The organism is Clostridium sp. NkU-1 (assembly GCA_001312405.1).
On sequence record BBDR01000001.1, the window covers coordinates 461923 to 476097 of the forward strand.

General features: G+C 44.7%; 16 protein-coding genes and 2 pseudogenes. 4 read left to right on the plus strand and 14 right to left on the minus strand.

The features are described from left to right. Positions 1-88 precede the first annotated feature (88 nt). From JCM10519_RS25555 to JCM10519_RS02290, 5 genes are all read right to left on the minus strand, one after another. Positions 89-295, minus strand: coding sequence for a hypothetical protein (locus JCM10519_RS25555; RefSeq protein WP_347842861.1), 207 nt, complete (start codon positions 293-295; stop codon positions 89-91). After that, on the minus strand, positions 292-651 hold the full coding sequence (locus JCM10519_RS25560; RefSeq protein ID WP_347842937.1) for a hypothetical protein: 360 nt from the start codon (positions 649-651) through the stop codon (positions 292-294). The genes JCM10519_RS25555 and JCM10519_RS25560 overlap by 4 nt, the downstream gene beginning before the upstream one ends. After that, a complete protein-coding gene (locus tag JCM10519_RS25565) occupies positions 612-1184 on the minus strand; it encodes a hypothetical protein (protein WP_347842938.1) in 573 nt (190 codons plus the stop codon). Before JCM10519_RS25565 ends, JCM10519_RS25560 begins: the two co-directional genes overlap by 40 nt. Before the next feature lie 28 nt (positions 1185-1212). Beyond that, the gene (locus tag JCM10519_RS25570; protein ID WP_347842862.1) at positions 1213-1584 is read right to left on the minus strand and encodes a hypothetical protein; all 372 of its coding nucleotides are present in this window, start codon (positions 1582-1584) and stop codon (positions 1213-1215) included. Between the two features lie 182 nt (positions 1585-1766). After that, a complete protein-coding gene (locus JCM10519_RS02290; RefSeq protein WP_347842863.1) occupies positions 1767-3110 on the minus strand; it encodes a 5'-3' exonuclease H3TH domain-containing protein in 1344 nt (447 codons plus the stop codon). Positions 3111-3301: 191 nt separating this feature from the next. Here JCM10519_RS02290 and JCM10519_RS25575 point away from each other — a divergent pair, with 191 nt between their 5' ends. Beyond that, positions 3302-3778, plus strand: a complete 477-nt coding sequence (locus JCM10519_RS25575) for a CZB domain-containing protein (RefSeq protein WP_347842864.1) — start codon at positions 3302-3304, stop codon at positions 3776-3778. Between the two features lie 58 nt (positions 3779-3836). Beyond that, positions 3837-4124 carry a hypothetical protein gene (locus JCM10519_RS25580; protein WP_347842865.1) on the plus strand — a complete coding sequence of 96 codons (288 nt, stop codon included), beginning with the start codon at positions 3837-3839 and terminating at the stop codon, positions 4122-4124. Between the two features lie 103 nt (positions 4125-4227). Here JCM10519_RS25580 and JCM10519_RS02300 read toward each other — a convergent pair whose 3' ends face one another. The 8 genes and pseudogenes from JCM10519_RS02300 to ruvA all read right to left on the minus strand — a co-directional run bounded on the left by JCM10519_RS02300 (position 4228) and on the right by ruvA (position 11947). Beyond that, a complete protein-coding gene (locus JCM10519_RS02300) occupies positions 4228-4680 on the minus strand; it encodes an NUDIX hydrolase (protein WP_002603763.1) in 453 nt (150 codons plus the stop codon). Between the two features lie 134 nt (positions 4681-4814). Beyond that, the gene (locus JCM10519_RS02305; RefSeq protein ID WP_347842866.1) at positions 4815-6242 is read right to left on the minus strand and encodes a penicillin-binding transpeptidase domain-containing protein; all 1428 of its coding nucleotides are present in this window, start codon (positions 6240-6242) and stop codon (positions 4815-4817) included. Beyond that, a pseudogene (locus JCM10519_RS02310) lies at positions 6232-7555 on the minus strand (FtsW/RodA/SpoVE family cell cycle protein). Before JCM10519_RS02310 ends, JCM10519_RS02305 begins: the two are co-directional and overlap by 11 nt. Positions 7556-7657: 102 nt before the next feature. Then, positions 7658-8779, minus strand: coding sequence for a DUF3656 domain-containing protein (locus JCM10519_RS25585; RefSeq protein ID WP_347842867.1), 1122 nt, complete (start codon positions 8777-8779; stop codon positions 7658-7660). Continuing rightward, entirely contained in the window at positions 8749-9744 is a 996-nt protein-coding gene (locus JCM10519_RS25590) for a peptidase U32 family protein (protein WP_347842868.1), read from the minus strand. Before JCM10519_RS25590 ends, JCM10519_RS25585 begins: the two co-directional genes overlap by 31 nt. Before the next feature lie 12 nt (positions 9745-9756). Next, positions 9757-10185: a cell division protein ZapA gene (locus tag JCM10519_RS02320; RefSeq protein WP_054737850.1), complete on the minus strand. Its 429-nt coding sequence runs from the start codon at positions 10183-10185 to the stop codon at positions 9757-9759. Positions 10186-10319: 134 nt separating this feature from the next. Continuing rightward, the gene (ruvB, locus tag JCM10519_RS02325) at positions 10320-11318 is read right to left on the minus strand and encodes a Holliday junction branch migration DNA helicase RuvB (protein WP_054737807.1); all 999 of its coding nucleotides are present in this window, start codon (positions 11316-11318) and stop codon (positions 10320-10322) included. A gap of 20 nt (positions 11319-11338) precedes the next feature. After that, entirely contained in the window at positions 11339-11947 is a 609-nt protein-coding gene (gene ruvA, locus JCM10519_RS02330; RefSeq protein ID WP_054737808.1) for a Holliday junction branch migration protein RuvA, read from the minus strand. A gap of 243 nt (positions 11948-12190) precedes the next feature. On the opposite strand from ruvA, the pseudogene JCM10519_RS25595 reads away from it, so the two are divergent. Continuing rightward, positions 12191-12796 (plus strand): annotated as a pseudogene (locus tag JCM10519_RS25595) (ribonuclease H-like domain-containing protein). A gap of 140 nt (positions 12797-12936) precedes the next feature. After that, the gene (locus JCM10519_RS25600) at positions 12937-13371 is read left to right on the plus strand and encodes a hypothetical protein (protein WP_347842869.1); all 435 of its coding nucleotides are present in this window, start codon (positions 12937-12939) and stop codon (positions 13369-13371) included. A 56-nt stretch (positions 13372-13427) separates the two neighbouring features. On the opposite strand, the gene JCM10519_RS02340 is transcribed toward JCM10519_RS25600, so the two are convergent. Beyond that, on the minus strand, positions 13428-13976 hold the full coding sequence (locus JCM10519_RS02340) for a DUF5662 family protein (RefSeq protein WP_054737851.1): 549 nt from the start codon (positions 13974-13976) through the stop codon (positions 13428-13430). Positions 13977-14175 lie beyond the last annotated feature (199 nt).

Genomic DNA, 14175 nt, shown 5'->3' on the forward strand with positions numbered 1-14175 from the left:
AACCGAAAAATATTCTTAAACAGGTTCCCTTTTTATTTAAACCTCACCAGAATCAAGCGGATATTCGCAAACTGGTCCGGCTGAGGCATTATGACAACTCATAAAGGCTGCGATACTTCTCCTTTAAGTACTGAATGAAATAATCCGGAGTAAAATCCTCACCCGTAACATCCTTTAAGATTTCACGGCTGGTTTTCAGCTTTCCAAACTTGTGGACATGTTCCCTTAAATACTCTCTTATAACGTCAAGCTTTCCATTTTTAAGAAGTTCGTCAAAATCCATCTCTTTTCTCATATGGTAATAAAGCTGAGCCCCAAAAGCATTCCCCAGTGCATAAGACGAAAATAACCGATCAGTCCCTGGGACCAGTGAATATCCTGAAGGATCCCCTCTGATGGATTTTCCGGACGCACCCCAAGATATTCCTCATATTTATCCGCCCAGATTTCCGGAAGCTTCTTTAAGTCCACATCTTCTTCTATAATCATTTTCTCTAATTCATAGCGGATCATAATATGAAGATTGTAGGTGAGTTCGTCTGCCTCTGTCCGGATAAAGCTTGGCTCCACCTTATTAATTGCATCCATATACTGTTCTATGGAAATTTCCTTTAATTGTTCAGGATAAAGCTCCTGAAGCTTTTTATAAATAGGAACCCAGAAGGCCTGGCTGCGCCGATGATGTTCTCAAAAAAGCGGGACTGGGATTCGTGCATTCCCATGGATGTCCCCTGCCCCACCGGAGTCTGGGTGATCTCATCACTGATTCCAAGCTCATAAAGTCCATGACCCGCTTCATGAATCACGGAGAACATGGAGTTATCTACCTTCTCCCGATAGCTGGTAGTGATCCTGACATCATGGTTATGGAGATTTGTCGTAAACGGATGGGCGCTTTCTGAAAGAACACCCTTTGTAAAGTCAAAGCCAACATATTCCGCAAGATAATGTGCCATCTCCCTTTGTTTTTCTTCAGAATAACCGCCTGATAAAAAGGAATCATCAATGGTCTTACCATTTTCCTTAATCTCTTTTAAAAGAGGTACAATCTCTTCTTTAAGCCGGCTAAAGAATTCATCCAGGAGCTCCATATTGAACCCTTTTTCAAACTCATCCAATATGATATCATAAAGCTTCTGGCCTTCCTTTTTCCGGTAAGAAGCAAATTTCTTTTTAAAACCGATTACTTTTTCAAGAGTCGGCGCAAAGGAATCAAAATCTTCCTCTTTTTTTGGCCTTTGACCAGATTCTGGCTGCCTCTGCTATAAGCTGGGCATTCTCCCGGTACTCGTTTGACGGAATGCACACCAGTTCTTCTCTGGCTTCCTTCGCTCCCTTGACAATGGCCCGCTTCACATCGGACAGGCTGTTATCTTCCTCGCAGCCGGCAATGGCTTTCCCCATCTCTTCTCCTGTCATAACCTTGTAATATTCCTCAGAGAGCACACCGATCACCCTTGAAGTATAGGAACCGGCACCTTCCGGAGCAAGAGTTTCATTATCCCATTCAAAAAGGACAAGAGAGGTTTGGAGTGCCATCGTCTTTTCCAGTAAAGAGGATAAAATTTCATAAAATTTGCTCATAATCTGTTTCTCCTTTATTTCTGCAAATAATAATCCAGACTTGGGAATGCAAGCATTCTTTCATCTGGCAAATGCTTAAAGATTCAAATACTGCCTGGTATTTATACCGGGTATTCCGCTTAAAATCAGGGACGCTCTGTATGAGTGTCCCCAGGCGGAATAAAAAAATACTTTTATAACTATCACTTACTGGAGCCAAAAATGGAAGCTTCTTTTATATCAAGGGTTTTAAGCCAATTTTTGACTTTTTCCTCCTGATATGCGTTTGCTGAAAAAGCTTCAAGCTCCATGTCAATGGGAATATCCGTTTTCATGGTAGCCAGGGTTTTGGAAAGCAGGGCTGCTTTTTCCCCGCATAATTCCTCATCACTGGTCTTTGTCAATGCCTTATATGGAGAACGGGTGATTCCAAGTTCATTTTTCCAGAAATCCTGAAGCGCTTTTAAGCTCTTTTTATCAGACTCGGCCTCATGAATGGAACGGTATATCTCTTCCACAGTACCATATTCCCTAAGAAGCGGAGGAACCGCGCTGCTTACTCCCTTTACTCCCGGAATATTATCAGAAGGATCTCCCTGGATCCCCTTTAAATCCGTAATCTGCTCCGGCCTTACTCCCTCTTCATATAACACCGTATCAGAGGTATATTCAAAAACCTTTTCAGGAAGGTTGACCTCTTCTTTTTTTACACCGTAAAAAGAATAATATTTTTTATACAGCTCGTCCGCTTTTTCCTGCCGTGACTGAACCATCCACGCCCGGACATTATATTCATCATTTACTAGCTGGAGATAATCGTGATCCTTTGTGAGGAGGATCATGGAAATCTCGTCTCTGAATTTCATGACCAGGCTTCCGGCATAATCATCAGCTTCATACTGTTCACTCAAAAGCACCTGAAAGCCCACGTCTTTTAAGATTTCTTCCATCAGGATAAACTGGCTTTTTAAGGGCTCCGGTGTGGCTCCCCTGGTTCCCTTATAATCCGGGTACAATTCTCTTCGAAATGTATCCCTGGTTCTGTCAAACACAAAGGCAATGTGATCCGGCTGCTGTTTTTTCATCAGAGAGACCACCATCTTAAGCATTCCAAAAATTGCGTTGGTATAAGTGCCGTCCTTTGCATGGAGGATCTTATCATAATGCTTCTGCTTTTCCTCCTCTGACTTTGCAAACATAATCTCCCTTGGTAAAACCGCATAATAGCATGTCGACAGCATAGAGGAACCGTCAACGACTACAAATTTTCTTTCAGACATGTATTTCTCCATTTCTTCAAATATCTTTGCAGAATCAGGTAAAATAATTCTGCAATTCTGTTTCATTTCTCGCACCCAGCGTTTCATAACCTCTTTCCGCTCCTGGGCAGATAATCCCTTCCATAGCTTTTGGACGCGAGGGTCCCCAAAACCGACATATGGTACTCCATTCCGCTCGCATTCATAGGATGACAAGTAGTGATTGAGAGCACTCCATTCCACATAAAATGCATTGATGCTGCGGCTTAAAGAGCTTACTTTTACCATATTCCTTCCTCCCTGATAAATATGTGCTATCCCGATCAGATATTCCATTCCATTATACTCTGATTTTCCATTTATTCATAGTCTAATATTTCGTTTTAAAATATAATTTTCCTCAAAAGACGTTGAACTATGTAGCAAGAGGCTATATAATACAGATATCAAGAATAAAAAGGGAAGGTACTATCAAAAAAATGGAAAAAGAGATCAAATATCCGTATATTTTATTTAAAATTGCCGGTTCCCTCTATTGCATTAACAGTAAATACATATCAACCATTGTGCAGCTGCCCCAATATAGCACAATACCGGCCGCCCCAGCTAATGTGACCGGAATGTTCAAATACCGGAATGAGGTCATACAAATGCTTGATTTACGGGTAACCTTTGGACTAAAACCTATTTCAGATGAGTGCAGGGATTTTGAAGAGATGATTGATGCCAGAAAGCAGGATCACATCAATTGGGTAAAGGAACTGGAGCGTTTCATCAATGAGGGCGGAACCTTCGGCCTGGCAAAGGATCCCCATCAGTGCGCTTTAGGAAAGTGGTATGATGAATTTAAAACTGACAACGTTACCATTACCCGTCATCTCAGTAAAATAGAGGAGCCGCATGCAAGGCTTCATCTGGCTGCCGACGAAGCGGAACGCTGTAAAAAAAGACTGTGAAGGCTGCCAGAGGGAAGAATGCCTCTTTAAGATTTTAAAACAGGTAAAGGAAGAATCCATGCCAACGATCTTAAATCTTCTGGACCAGACAAAGGATTTATTCCGTTCAACGATTTACAAGGAAATGGTTCTTATCCTGGATGGAATGGGATGGGGAATCGTAGTTGACGAGATCGTTGCAGTAGAAGACTTAGATGTCATAGCAGGCAGGGACCAGGATCCCATGGTAAACCATTGCTCCTATATCAGTCAGGTAATGGAAAGTCCAAAAATCGAAGGTCTTATCTTTGAGCTTAACACAAAGTCCTTATTCGCCAGATTAAAAGAACTGGAAACCGCTTTTTAAGCTGTCTTTCCATATTGATCCCTGTGAAAAGAGCCGGAAAAGTTCAACCGCAACTTTTCCGGCTCTCCCAGTGAAAGCCCAGGCACTTCCCTGAACTCACCTTTCAGAAATACTTCTTATTGCCCCACAAATTACTCTTCTTTAAATCCAGATATTCATTGTAGGCCTTTTCCAATATTTGCTTTTCATTTGAAAACTTCAGAAGATGATACGCTTCATGGAACTTGTAATATCCTGAATCAATAAAATATTCTTCCCGCTGTGGTTTACTGTAATAGCTGTCGGCCATCATTAGATACCAGTGCACATCTTTTTCCACCATATCCTGAGGCGTGTTAAAGGAGTACTGGCTCTTACCAATGTATTTGATTATGGACGCACTTACGCCTGTCTCTTCCTTTACTTCCCGGAGAGCCGTCTCTTTATACTCTTCACCCGCTTCTACTGTTCCCTTTGGCAAAACCCAACCTTCATACTTATTTTTGTAATTCTTATATAAAACCAGAATTTTACCTCGAAAAATAACCACACCGCCACAACTCGTTGCTTCAATCATTGCAATTCCTCCAGAGTGAAACCGTAACTTCCTTTGGAAGTCCGGTTTTGGTGTGTCACACAGACTGGCTCTAGTATACCTCTTTTTGGACTCATATGCAAGTGTGTAATCATGGAAAGCAAATATCATTCTTTTTATTGTTTGGAAAAATATAAATCAAAAAGCGCTCTGGCAATGGGTGCTGCCGCCTGTCCGCCGGAGCCGCTTTCTTCTGCAATCACGCTTATAACTACTCTTGGATGCTCTGCCGGAGCAAATCCCACAAACCAGGCATGGGTTTCCTTGCCTTTTTCAAATTCCGCAGATCCGGTCTTTCCGGCTACTGTATAGGCATCGGTCCTAAGGGCAGAGCCGGTTCCCTCTGTTACAACAGAACGCATAAACTCGGTCAATTCAGAGGCCTCCACGGCAGTCATAAGATTCGTGTAGGACTGAGGCATAAACTTCTTAATGACATCTCCCCCTACGTTTTCCACCCTATCAATGAAGTATGGCTTCATAAGGGTACCCCCATTGGCAATGGCCGCCACGATCATTGCATTATGAATGGGCGTTATCTGAGTCTGGCCCTGGCCGATGGAGGTCTGAAGGATCTGCCACGTATCAGCACCGTTTTCCATGGAATAGGAACTTTTACTGCTGGCAATGGGCAGGGCCAGGTCCGAATTAAACAGAAGCTGATCCGCAGTATTCTTTAATCCATTTAAGTCCAGTTGTAAACCAAGATTGGAAAAAGCCCCGTTGCAGGAGTTTGCAAATGCCTGTTCCAGATTTTGATGTCCATGGGCTGTCCCATGGTAACAGCGGATGGTATAATCCCCATTTTTATAAATCCCGTTGCAGTCAAAGGTGTAATCATTATAATTGGACGGATTTTCCCTTATATACTCCAAAGCCGTCACCAGCTTAAAGGTGGAACCAGGAGGATAAAGTCCCTGGGTTGCACGGTTTAATAGCTGTCCTGACGTATTTTCCTCCGCAACCAGATGATTCCAGTCCGCAGCCAGGGTGTTGGGATTGTAATCCGGCTTGGATACCATGGCAAGGATCTTGCCGGTATCCGGCTCCATCACTACCACCGCTCCTTTTCGCTTGCCCAAGGCATCATAAGCTGCTTTCTGTAAGTCCACATCAAGCGTAGAGACAACACTGTCCCCCTGATTCTTTACGGATGACAGTTCATTTACCACCTGCTCCACAAGATTTACGTGGCTGGTCAAGAGATAGAAATTGGCCAGGGCCTCCAGACCGGTCTTTCCATTGGTGGAATATCCCACCACATGGGCAAACAGCGAATCATAGGGATAAACCCTTGTTTCCTTTCCCTCTCCATCCACCTCTGTCCTGGCAAGGACCCTGCCGTCATTGCTGTAGATTTCCCCACGTACCACCCGGTCTGCAAAGCTGTCAAGTCTGGCATTATAGGAATTATTGATCACACTGTCACTCTTCACAAGCAGAAAATAGCCGAAATAAACCGCAAGCCCTACAAAAAGTAGTACGACCCCATAGGTAAGTATCAGGATATGGTGATTTGCTTTTGGATTCGGGTTAGCCTTCATATTTTTCTTCTTCCTCTTCATTGCGTTTGAGTATATAAAGTCCCTGGATGATTCCAAAGATGATAAAGGTGCTTAAAATGGAGCTTCCTCCATAACTGACCAGGGGGAGCGTCACTCCTGTGGAAGGAATGAATTTCGTCACTCCTCCAACGGTTAAAAATACCTGAATAATATAAATAGTTCCAAGGCCAAATGCAATCAGCTTATAGAACACTGCCTGCATCCGGCTGGCAATCATCATGAACTGTAAAAAGCATCCCAGACAGATAAGAAGGACACACAGGGCAAAAATGCCTCCCAGCTCCTCCGAAATCGCTGAAAATATAAAATCCTTTTCTACCACCGGGATCCTTCCTGGCATCCCCCGGTATAGTCCCATGCCAAACAAACCTCCGGTTCCAATGGCAAACAAAGACTGGGTGATCTGGTATCCCTTTCCCGCAATATCTGACCAGGGGTTTAACCACGCCGATACTCTGGTCCTTACATGGCCGAACAGCTCATAGGCCAGCATAGCCGCAAAAGTCCCGCCTCCTGCCCCCGCCAGAAGATAGAGCCATTTTCCTGTTGCCACAAAGAGCATGAAAATATAAGTAACAAAGAAAATGAGGGCGCTTCCAAGATCTCTGGAGGCCACCAGAATAAGAACATGAAGGGCTGCCGCTGCAGTTACAATAAGGATGGTCTTTAACTGGTAGACCGGTAAAACATGGTGGCTATAAAAAAAGACATAGCTGATCTTCACAAATTCCGTGGGCTGGAAAGAATAGCCGCCGATCCCCAGGGAAAGCTGCGCCGTAGCTGCTGGTTCCGGCAATGCATACGATGCCAAGGAGGAGAAGTCCACCGATCCCATAGATCCATGGAATCCGGCTCAGCTGCCATACCCTGTCAATGACAAAGGGGATGATAAAGGTCACCAGGGCCGCAGAGGCCACGATGACAAACTGTTTTATGGCCCGGTCAAAAGAAAGCCTGGTCAGCATAATAAATCCTATGGTAAGGAGCATGCACATATTGTTGACCAGAAGCCTGGATACATTGCGGTAAATAAGCCGGTACAGAAAAAGGTAACAGAAAAAGAATATTACCTGTGCCACGTAAAACACCAGCATCTTTTCATCCTCCGTCTCCAGCCAGATGATCAGATAGGCAAGCAGGTGAATGAGAAACATGGCAAAATTCTGGCGCCCGCAAATTTTCCTTTTCCTGATTTCATCCGGAAAAGAAAAAAAACGAAAATTAAAATATGTGTATAATGTAATCAACAGTATCATCAGATATCTGGAGACATCAATAATCAGATTAATCATATGCCACCTACTCTACGCCGCGTTTGAAATGACCTCTTGTAAATTCTTCAAAGGTCAGCTTTGCTTCTCTCCCATAAAGAAATCCGTCAGAAAAGCTTTGTATCACCGCTTTTGTCTGTGCTTTGTTCTCTGTGGTGAACTGCAGCCGCAGCCTAAGGGGGATAATGCCTTTACCGCATCCTCTAACCCAAGAAGGGACAAGGCCGCCGAATTATAAATGGAATTGTAGCAGAAAGCACAATGGTTTTTTACGGGAAATGATTTTCCCTTCCGGTCCTTTAATGTCAAAACAACCGGTGTCTTATCACACCCCTCCATTCCCTGATGAAGGCACTGGGCAGTCACCATCATGGGAAGACAGCCGTATACTAAAAGCTCTCCAGGAACTCTTAGTTTTCCCAATTCCCGGCTGTTTAATTCTACCGGCCAGGTCAGCTCATCTGCCCCCAGTTCCATCAGCATCTCCTGGGCTGGATTATTCATTCCATACATTCCAAAATCAAAGATCAGGCTTCCCTTGATTCCCTTCTCTTTTAAATAGCCGGTTTCCTCCAGAGAACGGATCAGGAATCCGTCAAATGCAGCAGTTTTCAGTTCCGTTAAATGTTTATCAAAAAACTGTTCCGCCCTGGTTCTGAAAATATGGGGCATGGTAAGCATACATTCCTTGCCGGCCCTGTGGCAGCTTTCTACAGACGCTTTCCACTGTTCCGGCTTAAATTCTGCAGAATCGATATAAATTCTTTTTACATCAGGACTGTTCACCGCTTCTTCAAAGCAATCCGGCCGCTCCAGAGAAACCGTAAGCATTGGACCTTCTGAAGCCGGCTTCCGTCTGCAGGCAGCCTCCCCGGCGGCTTTTGCCGGCTCTGCCTGCCTGTTCTCTTTGTAACCCTTAAGGATCTCATATTCCAAGGCTTCCAGCCCCCGCCTGCGCAGATCATTAAGGGCCTGAACCGGCAAAAATATGTTTCCTTTTATACTAATATCAAGATTTTCAAAATAAAAGGGAGTATTTCCCGTCTTGTCCAGCTGCTTTCTCACCTTTTCCTCTGTTATAGGCTGATTTTGGGCTGTCTGCACGATCTCCCCGATGACGGCAGCATTATGACCGCAGGCACTTAGCAGCAAAGAAGCCTTTTGTCCCTCTTCCAGAAACGCGGTTCCAACCACCGGCTCCCTTACCTGCTTTTCTACAAAATTTTTATCAAGGTAATCGAACAAGGCTGATTGCCCTCCCGAAAAGCCGGTTTCTCTTTCCAGACCACCATATCCCGCCCGTTTTGGCGCGTATAGTATCCATCGGTCTGTCCGCCCCGGTCAAATAAGTCCAGAAGCATTTTCTTATCCTGCCCTTCGACCTGGTAGCCCTTTCTTCCTTTAGCCAGATAAAGGTCCACATACTTTCGGTAAATGCTCACGACTCCTGCTGTGTATCTGGGGCTCTTCATCCTTCCTTCAATTTTCATGGAATAGACTCCGGCTTCTATCAGGTCCGGTATGATATCCAGAGTGCTCAAATCCTTGAGGCTTAAGCAGTAACGGTCATCTCCTCCTGAAAGAACCTGTCCTTCCCGTTTTACCTCGTAGGGCAGGCGGCAGGTTTGGGCACATCTTCCCCTGTTTCCGCTTCGCCCTCCTATGAGGCTGCTGAATAAGCATTGGCCGGAATAGCAGTAGCACAATGCGCCGTGTACAAAGCTTTCGATCTCCACATCCACCTGATCATGGATCTTTGCAATTTCCTTTAAGGACAACTCCCTGGCAGTAACAACCCGGTCCGCCCCCAGATCATTTAAAATCCCGGCTCCATAAGCGCCGGTAATGGTCATCTGCGTGCTGGCATGAATGGGAAGTCCCGGAAAATTCTCCCGGATGAATCGGAAGGTTCCCATGTCCTGTACAATCACCGCATCCAGGCCCTGCCTGTAATATGGAAGAAGATAATCGTAAAGCTCATGCAGCTCCTGCTCCTTCATCAGCGTATTAACAGTCATGTACAGCTTTCGCCCATGAAGATGGACGTAATCAATGGCTTCAAGCAGCTTGTCCTCTTCGGGATTTTCCGCATAAGCCCTTGCTCCAAACCGGCTGCCGCCCATATAGACCGCATCGGCGCCTGCCGCCACCGCTGCCCTCATACTTTCAAACGATCCTGCCGGAGCAAGAATTTCAACTGCTTTCTTCACAAGTTCCTCCTCTTACCCTTTATTGATGAAAGAGAGGATGTCACGGCCCTGCCGCCCAACATCCCCTCCTGACTTATTCTTTCTTATCGGAATCCGCAGATTTCCTGCTTCCGCCAGTTCCAGCTTTGCCGACTCAAGCTTCATCTGAGTGGCCACAAGTTCATGTTTTAAGCTATATATCTCCTTTTCCATCTCCGCCTTCTGCTGCTCCAGTCTGGCAGACTGTTCTCTGGCCTTGAAGTAATCATCCGCCATATTCAGCTGGATCATAATATTCTGATATTCTGCGCTCTGCTTCGTGAACCCTTCCTGATGCTTCAGCGTTATAATCATCTCATTGATGTAGCTGGCCAGGCGGTGAATATAACTTTCCTCTTCTCTTCCGCCCAATGCGTAAATCTTACCATCTATTAAAACTTCTGTACTGCGTTTGGAATCCATGCTGTTTTCTCCCTGTTTCATTTGCTCTTTTTTTTACTATAACATATTTTCCGCAGATAGAAAAGCCCTGCCTGCATACCTTTATGTCCAAAAAGCAGGTCTGAATAATAGGAAATTTCTAAAATTCAGTCAGGTCATGATCCCATGGAGATACCAAGATGTTCATATGCCCGTTCCGTGGCAACGCGCCCTCTGGAGGTTCGGTTTATAAAACCGTTCATCAAAAGATAAGGCTCATAAACATCTTCCAGCGTTCCGGCATCCTCTCCTAAAGAAGCAGCCAGGGTATCCAGTCCTACCGGACCGCCGGAAAATTTCTCAATCATTGTGGTCAGGATCGCCCGGTCATTATAGTCCAGGCCAAACTTATCCACATCCAAAATGTCCAGGGCAAAATCCGCCACTTCTTTTGTAATGATACCGTTGTATTTTACCTGGGCGAAATCCCGCACTCTCTTTAATAAGCGGTTTGCCAGCCTTGGAGTTCCTCTGGAGCGCTTGGCAATCTCTGCCGCCCCTTCTTCCTCGATTTCCACCTGTAAGACCCTGGCGGAACGGCAAACAATGATCTTAAGCTCCTGAGGCGTATAAAATTCCAGCTTCTGCACCACACCGAACCTGTCCCTTAATGGAGCGGTTAAAAGCCCCGCTCTGGTAGTCGCTCCCACCAGAGTGAATTTAGGAAGATCCAGTCTTATGGATCTGGCAGAAGAATCCTTCCCCAGCATGATATCTATGGCAAAATCCTCCATGGCCGGATACAGAACCTCTTCTACCTGACGGTTTAAGCGGTGGATCTCATCCACAAACAGCACATCACCCTCCTGGAGATTGTTCAGTATAGCGGCCATCTCTCCCGGTTTTTCAATTGCAGGTCCTGATGTGACCTTCATATTGACTCCCATTTCATTGGCAATGATCCCTGAAAGAGTAGTCTTTCCCAGACCGGGAGGCCCGTAAAACAAAACATGATCCAGGGATTCCCCCCTGGCTTTGGCGGCATCAATGTATACTTTTAAATTAGTACGTATCTTTTCCTGTCCGATATACTCCTCAAGACACATGGGTCTTAAGTTCGGCTCTATCCTTTTATCTTCTTCCGTTACCTCTGTGGTTATGATTCTACGTTCCATCTCTGTCTTTACCCGTCATTCTATATAAATGCCAAATGCTTTAAGGATGCCTTAAGCACATCTTCCACTGTCATGGACTCCGTCACCTCCACCTGGCGGACTGCCCTGCCCGCCTCGGCTGCGGAATATCCCAGAGCCGCCAGCGCATCCATTGCTTCTCCTGCTATCCCGCCGGATAAAGCAGGTCCATTCACCGGTTCTGCAAACCCGGAAGGGAGAATTTCAGCCATATCAATTTTATCCTTTAAGTCCAATATAATCCTCTGAGCCGTCTTTGCTCCGACCCCCGGCGCTTTGGATATGGACTTGGCATCCCCTGAAACAATGGCCCTTCTTAAATCCTCCGGATCCAGGGCAGAAAGAATTCCCAAAGCTCCTTTGGGACCAATCCCATTCACGCTTATGAGCTGCTTAAACATCTGCAGATCCTGACGGTTTAAGAAACCGTAGAGGCACATGGCATCATCCCTTACCTGAAAATATGTATACAACTTTGTCTCTACGCCGATTCCCGGCAGTTTTTGAAGCACGGATACAGGAACATGTATCTCAAATCCCACGTTCCCGCTTTCTATCACAACGGTATCTTCAAATACTTCAACCAATGGCCCTTTTACGAAAGAAATCACGACCTCTGTCTCCTTTTGACTATTATGCAGGAAATCCCACCTTTGCTATTTATCATAGCATACAGCCTGTTGTTATGCAAGCGGATAGTCGAACAAATATTCTGTTTCCGTTGACGGACCGGCGTCTTTCCGCTATAATGTTGAGGAAGGCAACACCCTGCGGGCATACATTTACACCCGGTAAAGCGGAGTGGGGCCCTGCCCAAAAACATGGACAGTACGAAAGAAAGGGCGGAAGCATTTGTGATCACTTTACAGAAAACCATTGCATTTCATGAGACATATCCCTTTGACCGGATCGGCAGGAAAGAGGATCTGCTGTTCTTTGATATAGAAACCACAGGTTTTTCCGGGACGTATTCTACCCTTTATTTGATCGGATGCGTTTATTACAAAAACGGCTGCTGGAACCTGGTTCAGTGGTTCGCAGACACCCTGGACTCAGAAAAAGAGCTGCTGGAAACCTTTTTTTAAATTTTTAAAAAAAATTTCACTACAGTCATACACTTTAACGGAGACGGTTTTGATATCCCCTATCTTTTGAAGCGCTGCCTTGCCCACGGGATGCCTTATGATTTTTCCGGTGTGAAAAGCCTGGATATTTACAAAAAAATACGCCCTTACCGGGGGCTTCTCGGGCTTCCCTCAATGAAGCAAAAAGCCATTGAGGAATTTTTAAAAGTAGAGCGGAAGGATCTTTATTCCGGCGGACAGCTGATTGAAGTTTACAAGGATTATTTGATCTCTCATGACAAATTTTTATTTGATCTTTTAATATTACATAATGAAGACGATTTAAAGGGAATGCCCCTGATCCTCCCTATATTAAATTACCCGGATTTTTTTTAGAACACAGCTTTCTCCTTGAACATCAGGAAATTTTATGCCAAAAAGATATTTTCGGCCGGGATTTCCGCTCCTTAAGGCTTATCTGCAAAAATGGCTTTGCCATTCCCGTTGGATTTTCCAAATCCAACTCCCTGATTTCCATGGAGGCAGAAGGAGAACACCTGACCGCAACCATTGACCTCTATGAGGGCGAATTAAAATTCTTTTATCCTGATTATAAAAATTACTATTATCTGATTTATGAAGACAAGGCCATTCACAAAAGCGTGGCTGAATACGTGGATAAGGAAGCCCGGACAAAAGCTACGGCCAAGACATGTTACACCCGCAGGCCGGCTGTTATCTTCCCCAGTTTTCCCCCTTGTGGACGCCATGCCTGCAAATGGAATTCAAGGATAAAATCACTTATGTTCCCTATGAACCGGACTTCTTTGAGGAGGGCGAAAAGCTTCACCTTTACATCCGTCACTTGTTTGATACCATGTGCAGATAATTTAGAAGCGTTTTCCACGGTTTCCGACACTTTCCGGAATGCTTTCGGGGCACGTCTTTTATTTGAGCTATATTTTAAATAATGCCGGGAATATGGATGTTTTTAAGGGAAGCCAAATGGCTTCCCTTAATTCGCCTTTTACGGATAATCCCCTCTTTTTAACAAATACCTGATGTAGGCAAATGTCCTTTCTTCCCCTTGGTTTTTTAACATCACAAGAAGCTCCTCTAACAAGCTTCTCGTCTCAGGATCAATGACCATGTAGCGTTTCGCGTGCATGTAATATTCCCAGGGCGATGCGTCGGTGTATTCCTTCCCCTTATACGTCTTCGATGCGGCGATCCGGTCCATCATCATTTCAATGACATATTTTAAGGGCATCTTATGGCCCACCAGTCCCTCCGACATATCAGTGGTAAAGTCGATCCAGTATTCGTAGTGATGCTTGTTGCGGCCTTTATGGTGGAGCCAGGCTCTTGAAAAGCCCTTGTCCTCCCTTTCCGCAGCGTTGGGGCTTCTGGTCCCCTGATAATAAAGAACGCCTGGTATGAATTCTTCCAGACTGTATTTTGATAAATCGTGAAGCAGCCCCTGTTTTATAAGGCCCACACGAAAACAGTTTTTCATGACCCTGATCTTATGTATATTGATCGTGCAAAAATGACCCCATAAATTCATAAATTTCATTGCTTTCACCTTTTTATCCTTGCAAAAGAATCTTTTCTCATTTTACCACAAATTTCTCCGATTTTACCACTTATTTCCCTTTAAATTTATTCTAAAGATTTCTTGATTTTTAAGACGGAAAATGTTTGACACCTTTCCCTTTTTATGCTATTCTTAGGGAGGTTACAGATATCCTGTAACAGTACAACTTTTTATTCAT